A 20,538-nucleotide genomic window follows, 5' to 3' on the forward strand; every position below is an offset into this window, starting at 1 on the left:
GTCATGAATCCTGCAGCCGGGCGGATTCACCGGGCGCCGCCGGTGAATCGTCATGCGCACCGGCCCCGCCGCGGCCGAGCTTCGACGGCCACCAGACACGGTCGCCGATCTGCAGCGTCAGCGCCGGGACCAGGGCCGAGCGCACGATGATCGTGTCCAACAGCACGCCGAACGCCACCAGGAAGGCCACCTGGGCGAGGAAGATCAGCGGGATCACCGCGAGCGCGCCGAAGGTGGCCGCCAGCACGATCCCCGCCGACGTGATCACGCCGCCCGTCACGGCGAGCCCGCGGCGCACGCCCTCGCGGGTGCCGTGCCGCGCGGACTCCTCGCGCACCCGCGTCATCAGGAAGATGTTGTAGTCCACTCCCAGGGCGACGAGGAACACGAACGCGAACAGCGGCACCGTGGGATCCGCGCCGGGGAAGTGGAACACGTGGTTGAACACCAGCGCGCCCACCCCGAGTGTCGCGGCATACGAGAGCACGACGGTGGCCAGCAGCAGCACCGGCGCGACGACGGCCCGCAGCAGCAGCATCAGCACCGCGAGCACCACCACGAGCACCGCGGGGATGACGACGTTGCGGTCGCGCGCGGCGGTGTCCTGGGTGTCGAGCTGCGTCGCGGTGGTCCCGCCCACCACGGCGTCCGCCCCCGGGATCGCGTGCACCGCATCGCGGATGCCGCGGACGGCCGACTCGGCGGCGCCCGAGTCCGCGGCCGATTGCAGCGTGGCCTGGATCTGGACGCGGCCGTCGACCACCTTGGGCGGGCCGCCGGGCGCCCCGGATTGCGTCACCGGCGAGACGCCGGGCGCCACCCCGGGCACCTCCCGCACCTGGTCCACCACCTGGGCGGCGGCGTCCTGGCGCGCGAAGATCAGCACCGGCGATCCCGAGCCGCCCGGGAAGTGCTCGCTGAGCACCGACTGCCCGTCGACGGAATCGACCTCGGTGAGGAAGAAATCGGACTGCGGGATGCCGCTGGCCTTCAGCTGCGGGGTGAACGCCGCGCACACCGCGAGCACCAGCGCGGAGACCACCCACACCGCGGTGTGGTGCGCGTCCACCTTGCGCGCGATGGTCCACCACAGGCCCGTGCGTTCGCTCCCGGAGGCGTCCTCCGCGTCGCGCACGCTGCGGCCGGTGATCGCGGGGCGCAGCGGCCAGAATGCCGCGCGCCCGGTGAGGGCGAGCACCGCGGGCAGGAAGGTCATCGACGCGGCGAACGCGGCCGCGATGCCGATGGCGGCGATGGGCCCCAGGCTCCGGTTGGAATTGAGTTCGGAGAGCATCAGGCACAGCACGCCCAGGATCACCGTGCCCGCCGACGCGGCGACGGGCGCCAGCACGCCCCGCCAGGCCCGGAGCACCGCGGGGACCCGACGGCCGTCGAGGTGCAGCTCTTCGCGGAAACGCGACACCAGCAGCAGCGCATAGTCGGTGGCGGCGCCGAACACCAGGATGAACAGGATGCCCTGGCTCTGCCCGTTGAGCGTGACCACGTCCGACGTCGCCAGCAGGTAGACCACCGCGCCCGCACCCGCGAGCGCGAACACGGCGGACAACAGCACGAAGATCGGCAGCAGCGGGCTGCGGTAGACGATGACGAGGATGACGAACACGACCGCCCCCGCCACGCCCAGGAGCAGACCGTCGATGCCGGAGAACGCCACGCCCAGGTCCGCCGCCTGGCCGGCGGGGCCGCTGACGAGCACGCGCAGACCGTCCGGCGCGGTGGTGGAGATGTGGGTGCGCAGCGCGTCGACGGAATCAGCGGTGTCCGCCGCGTCCACGGGCAGCACCATCTCGATGGCCTGGCCGTCGTCCGAGGTGATCGGCGGCGAGCCCCGTTGCGCCACCGCCCCGGGGCCCGTCGCCCATTCCGACAGCGAGCGCAGGTATTCGGCGTCCGCGCCGGCCACCGGCTGATCGTCGGCCCGGTCGGCCACCAGCACGGCGGGCACGGTGTCGGAATCGGCGAACTGCTTCTGCAACTCCGCCGCCCGCGTGGACTCGGCCGACCCGGGCAGGTAGGAGGTCTGCGAGTTGGACTGGACGCTGGCGAGCTGCCCGATCAGCGGCCCGCCGACGCCGCCGATCACCAGCCAGGCGAGGATCGCGACGGCAGGCAGCAGCCAGCGCAGAACGTGCGGTCCGTTGCGCGCTTCCCGATTCACGGTGCAGTCTCCCGTCGCTCCACCGGCGCCGCCGGCGACGACGACAGCCACTACGAACAGTACGTGCACGCACCGCGCCGCCGCGCCGGGTTGCGGCCTACCGCCGTGCCGCACTCGCAGCCCGGGTGCGCGGGCGATCCCAGCTGCCGCCGATCCGCTCGGCGGCGCGCAGCCCGGAGAGCGCGCCGTCCTCGTGGAAGCCCCAACCGTGGTACGCGCCGGCGAATGCGACGGTGTCCGTGTCGAGTTCCGGCAGCCGCGCCTGGGCCGCGACGGACGCGGGCGTGTAGATCGGATGCTCGTAGGTCATCCGATCGATCACGGAGGCGGGGTCGACGCGGTCCGCCCCGCCGAGGGTGACGAGGAAGCGCCGGTCGGTGACCAGCTCGTCGAGCCGCATCAACCGGGACAGGTCGTAGGTGACGACGACGCCGTCCGCGCCCGTGCTCTCCGCCGGGGTCAGCTGGTTCCACGACGCCCGTGCGCGGCGGGCCCGCGGCAACACGGACTCGTCGGTGTGCAGCAACGCCTCGTTGACCGAGTACGGCATGGCCCCCAGCACCTCGCGCTCGAACTCCGTCGGCGTGTCGAGCAGGCCCAGCGCCTGCCGGGGATGCACGGCGATCACCGCGGCGTCGAACAGGTCCTCGGAGACGGCGGCCCCCCGGCCCTGCAGGTGGGCCAGCCGCACTCCCCCGCCCAGGAACCGCGTCACCCGCAGCACCGGGGCCTCCGTCCGCACGTGCGCGATCCCGGCGGCGACGGCCTCGACGTACCGCGCCGAACCGCCCGCGACGGTGCGCCACGTGGGCGAGCCGAAGACGGTGAGCATGCCGTGGTGCTCGAGGAACGCGAACAGGTAGCGGGCCGGGTACTCGCCGGCCAGGCGGGGATCGCACGACCACACCGCCGCCACCAGCGGGACCACGAAGTTGTCGGTGAAGTAGCGGCCGAAGCCGTGCCGGGCCAGGAACGCCGTGAGCGTCTCGGCCGCGTCCGGGCCGTCGGCGGGCGCCGCCAGGGTGCGGCGCGCTGCCCGGTGGAACCGCGGAACCTCGGCGAGAAGGTGCAGGTAACGCGGGCGCGTCAGGTTCCGCGGCGTCGGGAACAGGCCCCCGAGACCGCGGGCGCCCGCGTACTCGAGGCCGGTGGCCGCGTTGCGGACCGACATCGACATGTCCGTCTCGCGGGTGCGGACGCCCAGCTCGCCGAACAGCCGCAGCAACGTCGGATAGGTGCGGTCGTTGTGGACGATGAAACCGGTGTCCACGTCGACGCCGCGGCCGTCGCCGAGGTCGACGCGGTGCGTGTCCGCGTGGCCGCCGAGCCGGCCGTCGGCCTCGAAGAGCGTCACGTGGTCGTGACGGGAGAGCACGTGCGCCGCCATGAGACCCGCGATGCCGCTGCCGACCACCGCGACCCTGCGCGGGCCTGACGCCGGGGCGGTGTGCGGGTCGGTCATCGTCGGCGCTCCCTCGTCGGCCTGGCATCGTCGGCTGGTCATCGTCGGCTGCTCATCCGCCGCACCACGACGGCGGGTGGGCGGCGCCGGAAGGGGTGACGGCGCCGCCCAGGCTCTGCCGCCGGTCGCCGTGCTGCGTGAAGGGATTCGGAGCCGGCGGGCAGGCGGATGGGTACGCGGCGATCGCGCCGCTCAGGTGACCGCATGCAGCCGGGCGCCGCGGTCGCGGCCGAGCTGATGGCGCAGGCACTGCTCCAGATGAGGGCGGCGGAAACGATGCTCCCGCACGCTCAGGACCTCCGGGGCGACGTGCTGGTCCGCCAGCGCCAGCTCACGGGCGCCTTGCGCGCCCAGCATGAGGCGCGGGCCCAGGTCCGGGACGGGGACGAGCGCCGGGCGGTGCAGCACCCGCGCGAGGGTCTGCGCGTGTTCGGCCGCGGTGACCGCGTGCGGGGCGACCGCGTTGACCGGCCCGCTCAGCTGCGCGTCGTGGAGCGCGCGGTGGTAGACGTCGACCAGGTCGTCGAGGTCGATCCACGACAGATACTGTGTGCCGTCGCCGAGCGGCCCGCCGAGGCCGGCGGCGAACAGCGGGCGCTGCAGGCGCAGCGTGCCGCCGAGCGGACTCTGCACGATCCCGGTGCGCACCTGCACCGTCCGCAGGCCCGCGTCGGCTGCCGGACCCGAGGCGTCCTCCCAGTCGCGCACGACGCCGGCGAGGAAGTCCGAACCCGCCTCCGCGCCCTCGCCGAGCACCTCGCCGGGGCGGTCGTGCCCGTAGTAGCCGATCGCCGAGGCGCTGACGAACACCGACGGGCCGTCATCCGCGCGGGCGGCGGCCTCGGCGAGCCGGCGGGTGGGGCCGACGCGGCTGTCGCGGACCGCGGCTTTGTGGGCGTCGGTGAACCGCCCCGCGATCGGCGCGCCGGCCAGGTGCACCACGGCGTCGACGCCCTCCAGTGCGCCCGGCGCGGGATCGGCCGGGTCCCACTGCCGCTCGTCCGGGGCGGCCGGGTCGCGGCGCACCAGGCGGATCACCCGGTGCCCGCCGGTGGTGAGGAAGGCGCACAGCGCCGAGCCGACCATGCCCGACGCGCCGGTGACGGCGATGACGGAAGCCGCCATGCCGGCGGCGCGCGCCCGGCCGTGCGCCGCGAGATCGTCGGCCAGCTGGCGGTGCCGGTAGGCGAAGGTGGGGCGCAGCAGCGTCTCCGGCACCGGCGTGTGCACCGTGTCCGTGAGCCGCGTGCGGCCGTTGCCCGCGTCGCTGAACTCGTGCTCGTGGCGCCACGGGCCCGCTGCCGCGGTGGGCAGCGTCTGCCACCCGCCGTGCACGCGCTGATCCACGAAGCGGCGCGGCGGGTCGTACTCGTCCGGCTGGTGTTGCGCGTACCAGCGGAGGCCGCCGGGCAGTCCCAGTACGGCCCGGCCGTCGGCCGGCGAGGACGCCTCTTCGACGGCGCGCATCGGCTGCCACGGCGGGATCAGCCGGCGCAGGGCGCCCGGCCGGCCATGCCAGGCGAAGACCTCCTCGCGGGGTGCGTCGATGATGCTCGAATGCACGATTCCCATCTGCCGTCACTCCTCCTCGTCGCTGCGCCGCCCGTGGTGCAGGCGCCGGGCGGCGGTGGTCATCGGAGTTCCCCGAACCGCGCGAGGGCAACCACCCGCTCCTCCGCATGGTCGACGATCGGCGGCGGATACGCAGGGTTATCGGCGGAGAACAGCGATTCGTCCGCGCCGCGGGCCCACGGGCGGTGCACCGCCTTGCCGCCGATGTGCCGCAGTTCCGGAACCCAGCGGCGCACGTAGTCGCCGTCCGGGTCGAACCGCTCGCCCTGCGTGATCGGGTTGAACACGCGGAAGTACGGGGCCGCGTCGGTGCCGCACCCTGCCGTCCACTGCCAGCCGTGCTGGTTGGAGGCGAGGTCGCCGTCCACCAGGTGCGTCATGAAGTGCCGCGCGCCGCGCCACCAGGGCAGGTGCAGGTCCTTGGTGAGGAACGACGCGGTGATCATCCGCACCCGGTTGTGCATCCACCCCTGGCCGAGCAGCTGCCGCATGCCCGCGTCGACGATGGGATAGCCGGTGCGGCCGCCGCGCCAGGCGTCGAATGCGGCCTCCGCGTCCAGCCCCGCGTCGTACCGCATCGCGTCGAACCGAACGTTGTAGTTGCGGCGTGCCGTGTCCGGCCGGTGGAACAGGACGTCGGCGTAGAAGTCGCGCCAGGCGAGCTCGCTGCGCAGGACGGACGCGGCCGAGCCCGGGCTGTCGCGCAGGTCGTGCAGCACGGTGCGCGGGTGGATGCAGCCGAACTTGAGGTACGGCGACAGCCCCGTGGTGGCGTCCTTGTCGGGGCGGTCCCGGTGGGTGTCGTAGCCGGTCAGCCGCTCGTCCCGGAACGTCCGCCACCGGCGGAGCGCCGCGGCCTCGCCGGCGGGCGGCAGTGTCGGTCCGTCGGTGTGGTCGCCGGGGTGCGGCAGTTCGGCGAGCCCGACGCGCGGGGGAAGGTCTGCCAGCCGACGATGAGTGTTGCTCGGGGAGAGTGCATCCGGGTCGAGCCAGGCGAGCGTGTCCGCGGTGGTGGCCGCCGGCGAGTGCCAGCCGTGTTCGAGCCAGCCGCGGCGGTACGAGGTGAAGACCTTGTAGGGAGTGCCGGCTTTGGTGCTGATGCGCCCCGGTGAGACGGCGTAGGGCGATCCGGTGCGGATGATCGGGACGCTCGACGCCGCCAGCGCCGATTCGACGGCGTCGTCGCGCCGCATGCCGTATGGACCGTGGTCGGCGCTGATGTGGACGGAGTCCGCGTCGATGGCGTGGGCGATCCGCGGGATCGCCTCGGCGGGGTCGCCGCGGACGACGAGCAGCCGGCCGCCCAGGTCCGTGTCGAGGGCGCGCAGGCAACCGGTGAGAAAGGTGGTTCGCGGTGTTCCTGACGGGCGCAGGAGGGCATCGTCGAGGACGAAGACGGCGAGCGCCTGTGTGCTGCGGTCCCGGGCTGCGAGCAGCGTCGGCAGGTCGGCCAGCCGCAGGTCGCGGCGGAACCAGACGATCGCGGGGGCGGGCATGGGGCCAGTGTGCCTTGGCGGGCGCTCCGGCCGCCGCGTCCGACCGGCCGGTTACTGCAGCCGCGCCTCGATCACGGGCCAGGAGCGGGCGAGTTCGTCGCGCCAGTAGGGCCAGTCGTGTTCGCCCACCGGCTGTGCGCTGCGGACCACGTGGACGCCGGCGTTCTGCAGGACGGGCACGAGCTGGTTGGTGCACAGGTTGGAGCCCGCCTCGAGCAGGCCGCCGATGACGACGCGCCGTTCGAGCTGCGGGACGCCGGGCTTCTCGTGCGGGCCGGGCAGGCCGTTGCCCGAGGACAGGTAGACGGTGGTGCCGCGCAGGCCGGCGGCGTTGGCGAACAGGTCGTGGGCGTGCCAGTCGGGGCTGCCGTAGGGGCCCCACATCAGCTCGGAATTCGCGTTGCCGTTGATGACGACCAGGTCGGTGATCTCCTTGCCGAGCGGCTCCAGGGTGTTGTAGCAGCCGCTGTAGCCGGCGACGGCCTGGTAGAGGCCGGGATTGCGTTCTGCGAGCATGAGCGCGCCCTCGGCGCCGCTGGAGATGCCGCCGATGGCGTTCTTGCCATTGGTGTCGAACCGGGCGTCGATGACGGGCGGGAGCTCCTGCGTCAGGAACGTTTCCCACTTGACCGTGCCGAACTTGGGGTGCTCCTGCTGCCAGTCGGTGTAGAGGGTGCCGGTGCCGCCGACGGGGTAGACCGTGTAGACGTCCTTGTCGGCGAAGAACCGCGCCGCGTCACCGCGGTCGGGGTCCAGCCAGTTGTTGCTCTCGGTCTGGCCGGAGTTGCCGTCGAGCAGGTAGTACACGCCGTGCGGGCCGTCGTCGTGCGCCGGGAGCATCACCATCACCGGGACGTCGCGGCCCATCGAGGGGCTGTGGACCTCGAGGCGGACGAGGCGGTCGGTGACCTGCTCGGAGGCCGTCACCGCACCTGTTGCCGCAGGTGCCGATGGCGCCTGAGCTGCGGCCGGCGCAACCGCCGTACCCAGCGCCAGAGAGGATGCCGCCAGTGCCGCCGCCGCAACGGCCGAGCCCACCCGTGACCGGATGCCCATGCAATTACCCTCCACTGCGGCGAACCGCGCATTCATTCGACCGCGTCCCGGAGTCGACCTGCCGCCATAAACAGGCTTGCTCCCCGGCCGCCGTCAACGACGACCGGGGAGCAAACCGGGCACTGCCTACTTGGCGGGCGTGCCACCGCTGAGCGCGGTGAGCGAGTCCGCCAGTCCGCCGAGGACCTGGCCGACCGAGCCGAGGCCCGGCTCGATGAGGTTGATGAGCTTTTCTACTGAACCGGTCATGCTTTCCTCCAGTTTGAGTCACGCCCCTCCGAGGAGCGTGAAGTGATTGACTGTCGCTTATTGCGACGCTGCGACTTACTTGCCCCCGGCAGGATCACCCTGGATGGAGCCGGTGATGGCGGTCAGGCTGCCGTCGGCAAGCCCCATGAACTTGACAATCGCCGGAAGAATCGGCGTGAGGAGCTGTCCCATTGAGCCCATCAGTGTCCCCTTAAAGTGTGGAACCCGCCGCGTTGCTATGAGTGCGACGCGGTCGAGTGATTTACATGCCGCGGATCACACTAGCACTGACTACCGGGGAGTACAAGACCTTGGTTCAACTCATTGGCTTCCACGTAATGCAACATCCTTCAACCCGCTGAACGACTGCCGCAGAAGTGTCAAGTAACGGTCGAGGTCGGGCACTGCTGCCGTATCGGCGCACACGTTGACAGTGAGTTGGGACGATCGTCCACGACAGAGGAAGTGGCGCAACAGGTCTCCGTTGATCGGCGGCTGATTCGGCAGCACCGCCGCGTGCGGCGCCCCGCAGAAATGTAGTCCTTCCGAGTCCAACGCGATGTTGCTGACCATCGTGTGCGAGGACCGCGGCTTGTCGGCGAAGGCGGAGGCCGCGCGGTTGACGCCGGCCGTCAGCTTCATCAACAGGGACGGTGTCGTCTCCTTCCTGGTCGCCACGATGCGCGCGGCCCGGAAGTCGCTCCGTTCCTTCGCGCGCCTGGACGATTCGGCGATCAACGCCAGCCTCTTCATCGGATCGTCGACATCAAAATGAAGTGAGATCGCCAGTAGCACAATCTGGTTGGATGAGCTCCACTGCTCCACCCCGCGAACCGAGCGGGGAACCATCGCAGACAGCGGCGCCCGCGTAGGCGCACCGTCCGCCCCGAGATACTCGCGCAGCCCGCCTGCCACCGTCGCCAGGAGCACGTCGTTCACGGTGGCCCCGGGCGATGCGGCCCGGATCGCGGCCACGTCGTCCAAGCCGAAGGTCATGAAGTCGATGGCGACTCCGCCGACCGCCGGACCGTTCAATCTGGTGGGCGGATCCAGAACGACGCGATCGATCTCCCCGGCCGCCTCCGCCTCCTCCACCTGGGCAAGCGCCTCACGTGTAGCGCGTATCGCCCGGACCGCACTGCCCACCCGCCACGAAAGCGAGAACGCAGCCCGCGCCGCCATGATCGGAGCGATCGGCGCCGAATCACGAGGCGGAGAGGCTTCCGGCTTCCCCACCTCCGCGTACATCCGGGCGGTGAGCTCGCGCACGGCGAGACCGTCCCCCGCGCTGTGGTGGATCTTGAGGAGCACGATGACCAGCTCGCCCGGGACGTCGTGCACTCCGGAGACTCCGGTGACGACGTGCAACTCCCACGGCGGCCTGGTCAGGTCGACGGGCTCCGCCACGACCTGCTCCAAGTAGCCGGCGACAGGCGCCCACCCGGGACCGTCGACCTCGTGCACGAACACGTGATCCGCCAGGTCGACATCCGCAGGCACCCAGTAGGGGTAATCGAGGTCCCAGAACTCGCGCCTGATCCGCCGGGTGAAGAACGGGGCGAAGGACAGCCGCCGGGACATCCACTCGTACGCCTGCTCCAGCGTCAACTGCGCCTCCGGCACGCCGGTGGCATCGAACATGTGCGCGGCGACCAGGTGGCTCCGATGCCCCGGCCGCTCGTGGAAATGGAACTCGGCATCCCGCGGCTGCAACCGGTTCCCGGTGCCTCCGACATCACGACCGGTGTTCATCGTTCTCCTCAATGTCCGCGCCGACCCGTTCGGCCAGGGACACGCTACAACGGTTCGCACGCCGTTGAGACGATGCGGGAAATATCGGGAAGCCGATCAGAACCGAGGACGTTCCCGCACGGACGACCGGGCCACTCCGCGTTTCTCCGGCGCTCGCGCGGAACCAGAACGCGGCAACAGCGAAAGGCCGTGCGCCTTCCATTCTTCTGAAACAGATTCACGTTATATTGCGATCCCGCCTCGCCGCTGCCGCCCGATTACCGCACAGGATCGCGAAGGTGCCAGAGTTCACTTGGCGCTCAACGCGTTTCACAGAAGCCGACATGATGCCGGCGGCCGCGCTGCACACGTCCCGCACCCGGATCGTCGGCTGCCGCGTCGTGGATTCACGACCGTGTAAGCGCCTCCCCGGAATCCGATGTGGCGCGTGTCAGCACGAGCGGGCCCTGCCTGCCGGCGATGGCCGGGGCACGCTTCCGCGGACCCGGTCCGGCCGTCGGCCATGCAGTAGTCGCCTCGCCACACAGACTCCGGCCGGGCCGCGACCGACACCGCACACAGGCCGTCCATCCCGGAAACGCCGCCGTTCCGTTGACAACGGCCCTGTGACCCGGAAAGGTCCACCGTGCGCCGGTGACGTGGAGCACCGGCGCACGCAACTGGACATCTCAGCGACAACGGAGGCAACTCACGTGCGTACCCACACTTCTGCCCTCAAGCGCGTCGTCGGCGGCGGCTTCGCCCTCGCCACCGCAGCGGCCTTCATCGTCCCGGGCGTCGCCTCGGCCGAGGCTGCCCCCGACACCGGCTCCGCCGCGTCCCTGCAGGAACTCCTGCCCGACGCCGGCAGCTCCGAGTCCCCGGCGGCCGCCGACGAGGGCGGCGATTCGATGTTCGGCAGCGTCACCGACCTCCTCGGCTGCTTCAGCAGCGGCTCCGGCGATACGGAGACCCCTGCGGCTGAGGGCGAAGGGGACGGCGACACCGGCATGGGTTCGGTGACCACCATCATCGACTGCGTCATGGGCGCCATCGGCGGCGGCGACGACACCGGCGGCGAGGTGTAGTCCACGCGGTCCACGCGAAAAGGGCGGGCCCCAGACCATTCCGGTCTGGGGCCCGCCCTTTCTGTCAGCGCGTGCGCGGCGGACTCAGAAGTCCATGCCGCCCATGCCGCCGGTCGGGTCCGCCATGGGGGCGGCCTTCTCCGGCTTGTCGGCGACGACGGCCTCGGTGGTGAGGAACAGGGCCGCGATGGACGCCGCGTTCTGCAGCGCCGAGCGGGTGACCTTCACCGGGTCGTTGATGCCGGCGGCCATCAGGTCCTCGTACACGCCGGTGGCGGCGTTGAGGCCCTGGCCGGCCGGGAGCTCGCGCACCTTCGCGGCGACGACGCCCGGCTCCAGCCCGGCGTTGTCGGCGATCTGCTTGAGCGGGGACTCCAGCGCGACGCGGACGATGTTGACGCCCGTCGCCTCGTCGCCCTCGAGCGCGAGGCTGTCGAGCGCGGGGACCGCCTGCAGCAGGGCCACGCCGCCGCCGGCGACGATGCCCTCCTCGACGGCCGCCTTGGCGTTGCGCACCGCGTCCTCGATGCGGTGCTTGCGCTCCTTGAGCTCCACCTCGGTGGCGGCGCCGGCCTTGATCACCGCAACGCCGCCGGCCAGCTTGGCCAGGCGCTCCTGCAGCTTCTCGCGGTCGTAGTCGGAGTCGCTGTTCTCGATCTCGGCGCGGATCTGGCTCACGCGGCCCGCGATCGACTCGGAGTCGCCCGCGCCCTCGACGATGGTGGTCTCGTCCTTGGTGACCACGATCTTGCGCGCCTGACCCAGCAGCTCCAGGCCCGCGCTCTCCAGGGAGAGGCCGACCTCTTCGCTGATGACCTGGCCGCCGGTGAGGATGGCCATGTCCTGCAGCATCGCCTTGCGGCGGTCGCCGAAGCCGGGGGCCTTGATGGCGACCGACTTGAAGGTGCCCTTGAGCTTGTTGACCACCAGCGTGGACAGGGCCTCGCCCTCGACGTCCTCGGAGATGATGGCCAGCGGCTTGCCGGACTGGATGACCTTCTCCAGCAGCGGCAGCAGGTCCTTGACCGTGGAGATCTTGGAGCTGACCAGCAGGATGTAGGGATCCTCCAGGACGGCCTCCTGGCGCTCCGCGTCGGTGACGAAGTAGCCGGAGATGTAGCCCTTGTCGAAGCGCATGCCCTCGGTGAGCTCCAGCGACAGACCGAACGTCTGCGCCTCCTCGACCGTGATGACGCCTTCCTTGCCCACCTTGTCCATGGCCTCGGCGATGAGCTCGCCGATGGACATGTCGCCCGCGGAGATGCCGGCGGTGGCGGCGATCTGTTCCTTGGTCTCGACCTCGGTGGCGGCCTTGAGCAGCGACTCGGACACGGCCGAGGTGGCCTGCTCGATGCCGCGCTTGAGGCCCAGCGGGTTGGCGCCGGCCGCGACGTTGCGCAGGCCCTCACGCACGAGCGCCTGGGCGAGCACGGTGGCGGTGGTGGTGCCGTCGCCCGCGACGTCGTCCGTCTTCTTGGCGACCTCCTTGACCAGCTCGGCGCCGATCTTCTCGTAGGGGTCCTCCAGCTCGATCTCCTTGGCGATGGACACGCCATCGTTGGTGATCGTGGGGGCGCCCCACTTCTTCTCCAGGACGACGTTGCGGCCCTTGGGCCCCAACGTGACCTTGACGGTGTCGGCGAGGGAGTTCAGGCCCCGCTCGAGGCCGCGGCGGGCCTCTTCGTCGTACGCGATCATCTTGGCCATTGCGAAGTGATCCTCCAGGTAGGAAGGCTGACACACGGGGCGGGCGGATGATGCCGCACCCCTAGTACGCTGCTGGCCAGGCTCGGTGCCCGCGACGGACGACCGCCGCCTGTGCCGCACGCGCAGTGACGTGCGGACGGCCACGGTCTCACCGTCCCGACCTGGCACTCACGCACAGTGAGTGCCAAACCCATTTTTAGCACTCACCACCAGAGAGTGCAAGGCATCGTGGGCCCGGCCGACGAGCCCGCCGAGGGCGATGCTTGACCCTGACGCAGGGGCAACGTCGCACCCTGTGTCCATGACAGCATCAGTACGCGTCGCACAAGCGGCGATCGAGGTCGACGGGCTGCGCAAATCTTTCGACGGCACCATGGTTCTCGACGGCATCGGATTCACCGTCCCTGCCGGAACCGTCTACGCCCTGCTCGGCCCCAACGGCGCGGGCAAGACCACGCTCGTACGCATCCTCACCACCCTCATCACCGCCGACGCGGGATCCTCCCGCGTCCTCGGGCACGACGTGTCCCGTGAGCCCGGCGCGATCCGCCGCAGCATCGGCGTCACGGGACAGTTCTCCGCCGTCGACGAACTGCTCACCGGTCGCGAGAACCTCCAGCTGATGGCCGACCTGAATCACCTCCCACGCGCCCGAGGGCGTTCCGTCGCCGACGGGCTGCTGCGGCGCTTCGACCTGGCCGACGCCGCGGACCGCAGCTCGCGCACCTACTCCGGCGGCATGCAGAGACGCCTGGACCTCGCGATGACGCTCGTCGGCGCGCCCGGCGTCGTCTTCCTCGACGAGCCGTCGACGGGGCTCGACCCGCGAAGCCGGCGCGCGCTGTGGGATGAGGTGCGCGCCCTGGTGCGCGACGGGGTGACGATCCTGCTCACCACCCAGTACCTCGACGAGGCCGACGAACTCGCCGACCGCATCGGCGTGCTCGACCGCGGCCAGCTGATCGCCGAGGGCACACCCGCACAGTTGAAGACGCTCGTGCCGGGCGGCCGCGTCGTCGCCACGTTCGCCGACGGGCGCGCGCTCGCCGCAGCTGCGCGCGAGTTCCCCGACGCCACGTGCGACGCCGAATCCGGAACCCTGACGATCCCGCACAGCGGCGCCCTCGCCGCCCTCCAGTGGGTGATCGCACGGCTCGACGCCCGCGGAGCGTCCGCAGTCGAGGTCCGCACCCCCGATCTGGACGACGTGTTCCTCGCACTGACGGGCCCGGCCCGGGACGACACCGCGACTCCAGCCGAGCAGAAGAACACGACCGGCGACCACACGGAGGAGACCGCACGATGACCTCGCCGATAACCCTGGGATTCCGCGACAGCCGGACGATGCTGCGCCGCAACCTGCTGCAGATCGTGCGGTACAAGTCGCTGACCTTGATGCTCATAGCCCAGCCGCTGATCTTCCTCGCCCTGTTCGTCTACGTCTTCGGTGCGACCATGGGTGCGGGCCTGCCGGGCGGCGGCGGACGCGGGGACTACCTCGACTTCATCATGCCCGCGATACTCGTGCTCACGGTCACCTCCATCGCGCTCAACACCGCGTACACGATCGCGCTGGACATGGAGAAAGGGATCATCGACCGCTTCCGCACCATGGCGATAGCGCGGTCGGCGGTGCTGACCGGCCGGGTGCTCGCCGCCGTAGTGCTGACTGCCGTCGCACAGGCCGTCGTCCTCGCGGTGGCGCTGGTGCTCGGCTACCGCCCGGCGGGGACCGCCCTCGGATGGCTGGGCACCGCCGGGCTGCTGCTCGCGATGACGCTCGCGCTCACGTGGCTCACCGTCGCCCTCGGCCTCGCCGCGCCGAACGCCGAGACGGCGAGCAACACGCCCATGCCGCTGCTGTTCCTGCCGTTCCTGTCCAGCGGATTCGTACCCACCGAGTCGATGCCCGCCGCCGTGCGCTGGTTCGCCGAATACCAACCATTCACGCCGATCATCAACACGCTGCGCGCGTGGCTGTCCGGCGCCGCCGCCGGCGCGGACGCCTGGTGGGCGTTCGGATGGTGCGCCCTGATCGCCGCCGCATGCTTCCTCTGGGCGCGCCGCCTGTATTCGCGCGTGCGGGCACACTGATCCCATGCTGACGATCGGCCAACTGGCTGCGCACGCCGGCGTGACGGTACGCGCGGTGCGGCACTATCACCGTCTCGGACTGCTGCCGGAGCCGCCACGCGACCATTCGGGCTACCGGCGCTATGACGCACGCGCCGTCGTCGACCTGATCCGGATCCGCACGCTCGCCGGCGCGGGCGTGCCGCTGGCGAAAGTGCCGGATCTCCTCCACGCCACCCCCGCGGACTTCTCCGCGGCCGTCGCCCGGATCGACGACCGTCTGTGCGCGCAGATCCGCCGACTCGAGAACAACAGGACGACCATCGCACGGCTGGCCGCAGGAGACAGCCTCGCGTTGCCCGACTCGGCGGTCTCCTACCTCGCCATGCTGCGCGCCCAGGGCGTCCCCGAGTCGATGGTCGAGGTGGAACGGGACTCGTGGATCATCCTCGCGGCGAAATGGCCGGACCGGCTGGACGCGTGGATCGCGGACAAGCGCCGCAGTTTCGACGACCCGCGGATGTTGCGGCTGTACCGGCTACTCGACCTCGACGGGATCACGGCCGAGGACCCGCGGCTGGCCGAGGCGGCAGACCTGCTCGTCGCCCTGTCCGAAGCCTACGACCCCGCCGAACAGCCCGACGAGCTCACCGAACAGGCACTCGTGGAGTTGCTCGACTCGTTCGCCGACCGCTACGGCCCCATCGCGGACCGGATGCAGGAACTCCTGGCGCAACGGGGCTGGACCGGCCTGAGCAACATGCAACGCACCGGCCGCTGACCGGCCGCCGCAGGTTCAGGAGCCGCCCAGCAGCGCCGGCAGGTCCGCGATGGAGTCGATGATGTGGTCGGGCTTGTCGGGTGACACGTCGACCACCGCCTTGCGGTACTTGCCGGTGCGCACCAGGGTGCCGGTGAGACCGGCTCGCTGCGCGGCGATCACGTCCGAGCGCAGGTCGTCGCCCACCATCAACAGCCGCGTGGGCTCCACGCCGACCACCTCGGCCGCCGACAGGAACGCCGTGATCGACGGCTTGCCCACCACCGTGATCCCCTCCCCTCCCGCCTCCTCCAGGCCCGGCAGGTACAGCCCCGTGTCCACGCGCAGCCCGTCCTCGGTCGCCCACACCATGCCCCGGTGCATCGCGACCACCGGCGTGCCCCCCAGCATGAGCTCGACGACGCGGCTGAGCGTGAGGTGATCGAAGGCCGCGCCCGCGCCGCCGAGCACCACGACCTCGGGATCGTCGGCGTCGAACGTCACCCCCGGCATGTCCTCGGTGAGGTCGGCGCCGCTGTTGATCAGCCACGCGCGCGCACCCGGGTGCGTCGACTGCAGGTACTCGGAGGTGAGGACCGCGGCGGTGAGCACCTCGTCGGCGTCCACCGCGATGCCCCCGGCTGCGAGGCGCTCCACGATCTGCGCGCGCGTACGCGAGGTGGTGCTGGTGAGGAACGCGCGCGGGATGCCCCGCCGTTCCAGCTCCGCCAGAGCGTCGGCCGCCCCGGGCAGTGGCCGCCAGGACGTGGCGATCACGCCGTCGATGTCCAGCAGCACACCGTCGATGTCCGCCGGTTTCGTGCTGTCCGTTTCCGCCCGGTCGCCCATGGGTTCAGCGTAGTGCGGCGGCCGGCGCTCCATCTGCCGTTGCCGCCCGCCCCTGCACAGGTGCGCCGATCCAGCAGTCTGGGCACATTTCCCGCCCGGAACGTACCCACACAGCTGGATCGGCGGGCGGGACGCGTCCCGGTCCCGCCTCTCTGCTGCGGCACCGCGCACGACAACGCCGGCCCCGGGGACGGATGCCCCTGGGACCGGCGCTGCTGCGTGCGGTGCTACTTCTCGGTGCCGAACAGGCTGCCGAGGCTGCCGAACAGGTCCAGGCTGCCCAGGCCGGCGCCCTCGCCCGCCGTGGTCGTGCAGCCGCTGACGGTGACCGGCTCGGAAAAGCCCTCTGCTTCCACCGCGTCCCAGCCGCCGGCCGGGCTGCCGCGGTACATCTTGAACGTGACCTTATGCGTGCCGTCCTCGGTGGGCGCGATGCCCAGCTCGTCGAGGTTCACGGTGTTCTCGCCCACCGCGACGTTCCAGCCGTACTTCTCGCCGTACTTTTCGTTCAGCGCCGTAGCAGCGTCCTCCTGGTTGGTGACGACCGGGCGGTACACGCCGAAGAACTCACCCTCATCGCTGGGGAGAGTGGCGTCCTCTCCGTCCACGCGGAAGTCCGCCACCCAGTTGATCGCGTCGCTGTTCTCGGCTTCCAGCGTGAAGTCGACGGTGCAGTTGTCGTACCCGGTGGCCGTGACGGTCACCCTTTCGTCCGGCGAGTAGCTGACCTCGCCGGTCTCGGTCGCCTCGGCGGCCGAGCCCAGGCTGCCGAGGGAGCCGCTCGGCGCCGCCGTGGCGATCCCGGGTGCGACGAACGCGCCGGCCAGGGCCACCGCGCCGATACCCGCCAACATCGAAATACGTGCAGAACGCATGAAGTTCACAACCTTTTCTCTCGCGCGATACCGACAAAACAGTTGAACTGCCCGGTTTCGCAGCTTTTCCTCGCGCCAAGACACGCCGGAATCCGAGTCATGGTGGAACCGTACAGACGGGGTCCGACAACAAGTGAACCGTCCTGAAGAACCTCAGATCCGATGTCATCCGAACGTCCTACATCCATTGAGTACGAGCGTCGAATGAGGCAGTTCCCCGACCCGTTGGGGCCGACGTGCAGGCGGCCGGCCGCCACCGCACACGGCGCAGGCTCCCGCGCACGCCCCGGCCTGCACTGGGATGGCCCGTGCCGCCGGTATCGCACCGGATTTCACCTGGCCCGCGCCCATCATGGAGGCATTGCACCGGATCGACGGGGTGCGGCGGCACCGAAGGCGGAGCGCAGGAGACTGAGGCGGACACCCTCCGCAATGACATCCGCGAGCTGCGCGAGTCCGGAGCGAACCTGCGGGACGTGGACTCTCTGATCGCTCTTCCACGCCGCTCGAGAGAACGAAGTCGCTTGTCACAACGCTACCGTTTTCGGTAGTGTTGTGACATGAACGCTCAGGTGAAGAACCGGACGATCGTGCGCGAGATTGCGCTCGACCACTACGGATACGTCACCACGAAGGCAGCGGGCGAGGCCGGAGTACCTGCTCGCGAGTTGCCCAAGCTTGCCGCACGCGGCGGCCTGGAGAACATCGCCTACGGGCTCTATCGTGTGCCGGACATTCCGCCGACCCCCTACGATCAGTTCGCCGAGGCACTCCTGCGGGCGGGCGGAGAGGCGTACCTGCACGGCGAGTCAGTGCTCGCGTTGTTCGACCTCGCCGACGTGAATCCGCTGCGGATCAAGGTGGCCGTCCGGCGCCGTACGCGCCCCGCGCTTCCGCCATTCATGGAGCTGACTCACGTGAGTACGGAGGAACGCACGACGTTCTACGAGGGCTTGGCGGCACAGCCGGTTGCCGACGCCATCCTCGAGTGCCGCGGCCGCATCGAGACCAGGCGTCTACTGGACGCAGTCGCGCAAGCGCGAAGCAAAGGACTGCTGACCACGACCGAGTGGCGGCGAGTGAAGAAAGGGCTTCGGTCGTGAACTACACCGGCACTCCGGCGAATGTACGCTCGCTGAACCAGCGCATCCGCAACGTCGAAGGCGACGAAGGACTGACGCAACGGCGTTGCGTCGGGATGGCGCTGGTCGTTGTCGGCCAGATGCTCCCTGAAGGAGCAGTCAAGGGTGGCAGTGCGATGGCACTGCGCTACGGGCGCAACACACGGTTCACGCAAGACCTCGACGCGGCGCGAGTCCGGTCGCTCGCCCACTTCCGAAGCGAGTTCGAGGCATCGTTGGCAGCCGGCTGGGCCGGTTTCACCGGAAGACTGATCGAGAAGGCGGCACCGCGTCCGCAGGCGGTACCTACGGCCTACGTGATGCAGCCGTTCGACGTGAAGCTCGATTACCAAGGACGAGCCTGGCGCACCGTGAAGTTCGAGCTGGGACACAACGAAATCGGTGACGCCGACGAGCCCGAGTATCATCTTGCCGCCGAGCTCGCCGAGCTCTTCACCGAGGTCGGTCTGGAGGCGCCGAATCCGATAGCTGTCATGCGTTCGGATCATCAGATCGCACAGAAGCTTCACGCGGTATCGGGAGAGGGGAGCGAGCGAGCCCGCGATCTCGTCGACCTTCAACTCCTCGATAAGGGTGAGGACTTCGATCTCACACAGGTGGCCATGACGTGTGTCAGGCTATTCGGCTACCGTCAGCAGCAGGTGTGGCCGCCGAACATCACAACCGGCACCCAGTGGAGCACGCTCTACACCGAAGCCGCTGATGGGCTCGATGTTCTGCCCGCCGTCGACGAAGCCGTGGCCTGGGTCAACAACTTCGTCGAGCGCATCACGGCATCGATGGAAGGAACGCCGCGGACATGATCCGCTCGGGTCGGGACGGCTTCGCGCCCCCACGGCGTGCCGGTCGCCCCGACGCAACAGCGCGCGCGTGGACTATCCGAGAGCCGATCCGAACGCCGGCGGCACCGGCACGTACCGGCTCGCGGGCACCACGTCGATCTTCTCCGCCGCACCGAACGTGGCCGTGGACGCGCTCATCGCGTCGGTGCGCCGCTTGAGCTCCGCCTTGGCATCGTCGCGCGCCCGGTCGACGCCGTAGAAGGCGAAGATGTCGGATTTGGCGGCGTCCGGGAACTGCTCCTCGACGATCGCCGCGAGCGCGGGCGCCCCGGGCGTGACCGCGCGGATCACCAGGTTCTGCACGTATCCGAAGGTGCCCTGCACGTCGATGGCCACCTGCGTGTGATGGTCCTGCCAGCGCGAGCGCCAGTGCTCCGGGTCCATGCCGTCGGGCCGCCGCAGCAGCGCGACGCCGGTGAATCCGCGGACGCGCGCGTCCGGGCCCGACCCCTGCGGCGCCGGCATCGCCATCGGCACCGACTCCGTGACGAGCCACCCCTCGACCCGGCTCGCGGCACCTCCCAGGATCTTCTCGATGCGGAGGCGTTCGGGCCCCTCGCACCGGTCCAGCCACACCGCGACGAACGCGGACACCGGGCGGTCGAACGTGGTCAGCCGCAGCGGTGCGTCGGCGACGGCCGCGTCGTCGGCGCACACCTGCACGCCCCGGGCGCCGGCCGCGGCGATCTCCTCCGCCACCGGCCCCCGCAGCGCCGCCGAGAACGCGTCCCGCGACGCGACGTCGTCCGCTTCGCCGTCGCGCCACACCGCGTAGATGACCTTCTCCATCGAACCCTCCAGGTCGTCGCCCGCCTGCCTCCGGTCGAGGCCGCCACTGATGGTCTACCGTCGTGTGCGCACAATCGATGTGAGCGGTGCCACTGGCCGGGAGCGCCTCCGACCACTACGCTCCAAGTGACTGTAAACGCGGGTTGCAGACAAAGTGCCCGCAGCGGGCGGCCGTCCGCCCCGCCGACCCTCAAAGAATGGAGCGCCCGTGAGTGACGACCTCAAGGCCAGCATCGAGATCGACGCCCCCGTGGAGAAGGTGTGGACCATCGTCTCCGACCTCAAGCGCATGGGCGAGTGGAGCCCGATGACGCGCAAGATGCGCGTGTCCGGCCCCGTGGGCGTGGGCACCAAGACGTTCAACCTGAACAAGTCGGGGTGGCGCGTCTGGCCGACGACCTCCAAGGTGGTGCGCTTCGAGTCGAACAAGCAGATCGCGTTCCGGGTCAACGAGAACCGCACCATCTGGTCTTACGAGCTGATCAGCGACGGGCAGACCACCACCGTCACCGAGCGGCGCGAGGTGCCCGAGGGCACGTCGAAGGTCTCGCAGTTCCTGGTCAAGTACTTCATGGGCGGCACCGAGCCGTTCGAGCAGAACCTCGCCAAGGGCATGGACGCGACGCTCGCCCGCATCAAGCGCGAGGCCGAGGCCGCCTGACACCCCG

General features: G+C 70.4%; 19 protein-coding genes. 7 read left to right on the forward strand and 12 right to left on the reverse strand.

The window, feature by feature from the left end:
* Position 1 precedes the first annotated feature (1 nt).
* The 8 genes from FO059_RS14620 to FO059_RS14645 form a co-directional block, all read right to left on the reverse strand.
* Complete coding sequence (locus FO059_RS14620; protein ID WP_233266636.1) at positions 2 to 2,179, reverse strand: MMPL family transporter; 2,178 nt, start codon at positions 2,177 to 2,179, stop codon at positions 2 to 4.
* A gap of 97 nt (positions 2,180 to 2,276) precedes the next feature.
* Complete coding sequence (locus FO059_RS14625; RefSeq protein ID WP_143910795.1) at positions 2,277 to 3,641, reverse strand: NAD(P)/FAD-dependent oxidoreductase; 1,365 nt, start codon at positions 3,639 to 3,641, stop codon at positions 2,277 to 2,279.
* 192 nt (positions 3,642 to 3,833) lie between these two features.
* Entirely contained in the window at positions 3,834 to 5,213 is a 1,380-nt protein-coding gene (locus FO059_RS14630; RefSeq protein WP_143909725.1) for a TIGR01777 family oxidoreductase, read from the reverse strand.
* Positions 5,214 to 5,272: 59 nt separating this feature from the next.
* Positions 5,273 to 6,709, reverse strand: coding sequence for a cryptochrome/photolyase family protein (locus FO059_RS14635; protein ID WP_143909726.1), 1,437 nt, complete (start codon positions 6,707 to 6,709; stop codon positions 5,273 to 5,275).
* Between the two features lie 51 nt (positions 6,710 to 6,760).
* A complete protein-coding gene (locus tag FO059_RS14640) occupies positions 6,761 to 7,636 on the reverse strand; it encodes an alpha/beta hydrolase (protein ID WP_233266637.1) in 876 nt (291 codons plus the stop codon).
* A 255-nt stretch (positions 7,637 to 7,891) separates the two neighbouring features.
* Positions 7,892 to 8,014 carry a hypothetical protein gene (locus FO059_RS18925; RefSeq protein ID WP_268892809.1) on the reverse strand — a complete coding sequence of 41 codons (123 nt, stop codon included), beginning with the start codon at positions 8,012 to 8,014 and terminating at the stop codon, positions 7,892 to 7,894.
* Positions 8,015 to 8,089: 75 nt separating this feature from the next.
* Positions 8,090 to 8,215, reverse strand: a complete 126-nt coding sequence (locus FO059_RS18930; RefSeq protein WP_268892810.1) for a hypothetical protein — start codon at positions 8,213 to 8,215, stop codon at positions 8,090 to 8,092.
* Between the two features lie 120 nt (positions 8,216 to 8,335).
* The gene (locus FO059_RS14645) at positions 8,336 to 9,766 is read right to left on the reverse strand and encodes a wax ester/triacylglycerol synthase domain-containing protein (RefSeq protein ID WP_143909728.1); all 1,431 of its coding nucleotides are present in this window, start codon (positions 9,764 to 9,766) and stop codon (positions 8,336 to 8,338) included.
* 692 nt (positions 9,767 to 10,458) lie between these two features.
* Here FO059_RS14645 and FO059_RS14650 point away from each other — a divergent pair.
* Positions 10,459 to 10,833, forward strand: a complete 375-nt coding sequence (locus FO059_RS14650) for a hypothetical protein (RefSeq protein ID WP_143909729.1) — start codon at positions 10,459 to 10,461, stop codon at positions 10,831 to 10,833.
* Positions 10,834 to 10,917: 84 nt separating this feature from the next.
* Here the strand turns inward: FO059_RS14650 and groL are convergent, their stop codons facing one another.
* Positions 10,918 to 12,540: a chaperonin GroEL gene (groL, locus tag FO059_RS14655; protein ID WP_143909730.1), complete on the reverse strand. Its 1,623-nt coding sequence runs from the start codon at positions 12,538 to 12,540 to the stop codon at positions 10,918 to 10,920.
* Between the two features lie 301 nt (positions 12,541 to 12,841).
* Here groL and FO059_RS14660 point away from each other — a divergent pair, with 301 nt between their 5' ends.
* Genes FO059_RS14660 through FO059_RS14670 form a run of 3 tightly spaced genes read left to right on the forward strand, consistent with a single transcriptional unit; the run spans position 12,842 to position 15,394 of the window.
* Complete coding sequence (locus tag FO059_RS14660; RefSeq protein WP_143909731.1) at positions 12,842 to 13,846, forward strand: ATP-binding cassette domain-containing protein; 1,005 nt, start codon at positions 12,842 to 12,844, stop codon at positions 13,844 to 13,846.
* Positions 13,843 to 14,634 carry an ABC transporter permease gene (locus FO059_RS14665; protein ID WP_143909732.1) on the forward strand — a complete coding sequence of 264 codons (792 nt, stop codon included), beginning with the start codon at positions 13,843 to 13,845 and terminating at the stop codon, positions 14,632 to 14,634. Before FO059_RS14660 ends, FO059_RS14665 begins: the two co-directional genes overlap by 4 nt.
* Positions 14,635 to 14,638: 4 nt before the next feature.
* Positions 14,639 to 15,394 (forward strand): MerR family transcriptional regulator, encoded by a 756-nt coding sequence (locus tag FO059_RS14670; RefSeq protein WP_143909733.1) that lies wholly within the window; start codon positions 14,639 to 14,641, stop codon positions 15,392 to 15,394.
* 15 nt (positions 15,395 to 15,409) lie between these two features.
* On the opposite strand, the gene FO059_RS14675 is transcribed toward FO059_RS14670, so the two are convergent.
* Positions 15,410 to 16,222: an HAD-IIA family hydrolase gene (locus FO059_RS14675; RefSeq protein ID WP_143909734.1), complete on the reverse strand. Its 813-nt coding sequence runs from the start codon at positions 16,220 to 16,222 to the stop codon at positions 15,410 to 15,412.
* 227 nt (positions 16,223 to 16,449) lie between these two features.
* Positions 16,450 to 17,097, reverse strand: a complete 648-nt coding sequence (locus FO059_RS14680; protein WP_143909735.1) for a hypothetical protein — start codon at positions 17,095 to 17,097, stop codon at positions 16,450 to 16,452.
* A gap of 560 nt (positions 17,098 to 17,657) precedes the next feature.
* On the opposite strand from FO059_RS14680, the gene FO059_RS14685 reads away from it, so the two are divergent.
* Both FO059_RS14685 and FO059_RS14690 read left to right on the forward strand, forming a co-directional pair.
* Entirely contained in the window at positions 17,658 to 18,200 is a 543-nt protein-coding gene (locus FO059_RS14685; RefSeq protein ID WP_143909736.1) for a type IV toxin-antitoxin system AbiEi family antitoxin domain-containing protein, read from the forward strand.
* On the forward strand, positions 18,197 to 19,042 hold the full coding sequence (locus tag FO059_RS14690) for a nucleotidyl transferase AbiEii/AbiGii toxin family protein (RefSeq protein WP_199256959.1): 846 nt from the start codon (positions 18,197 to 18,199) through the stop codon (positions 19,040 to 19,042). Before FO059_RS14685 ends, FO059_RS14690 begins: the two co-directional genes overlap by 4 nt.
* 72 nt (positions 19,043 to 19,114) lie before the next feature.
* Here the strand turns inward: FO059_RS14690 and FO059_RS18565 are convergent, their stop codons facing one another.
* A complete protein-coding gene (locus FO059_RS18565; RefSeq protein WP_199256960.1) occupies positions 19,115 to 19,870 on the reverse strand; it encodes an EthD domain-containing protein in 756 nt (251 codons plus the stop codon).
* A 208-nt stretch (positions 19,871 to 20,078) separates the two neighbouring features.
* Here FO059_RS18565 and FO059_RS14700 point away from each other — a divergent pair, with 208 nt between their 5' ends.
* Positions 20,079 to 20,531 (forward strand): SRPBCC family protein, encoded by a 453-nt coding sequence (locus FO059_RS14700; RefSeq protein WP_143909737.1) that lies wholly within the window; start codon positions 20,079 to 20,081, stop codon positions 20,529 to 20,531.
* The last annotated feature ends 7 nt before the right edge of the window (positions 20,532 to 20,538 follow it).

The organism is Tomitella fengzijianii (assembly GCF_007559025.1).
GTDB classification, from domain to species: domain Bacteria; phylum Actinomycetota; class Actinomycetes; order Mycobacteriales; family Mycobacteriaceae; genus Tomitella; species Tomitella fengzijianii.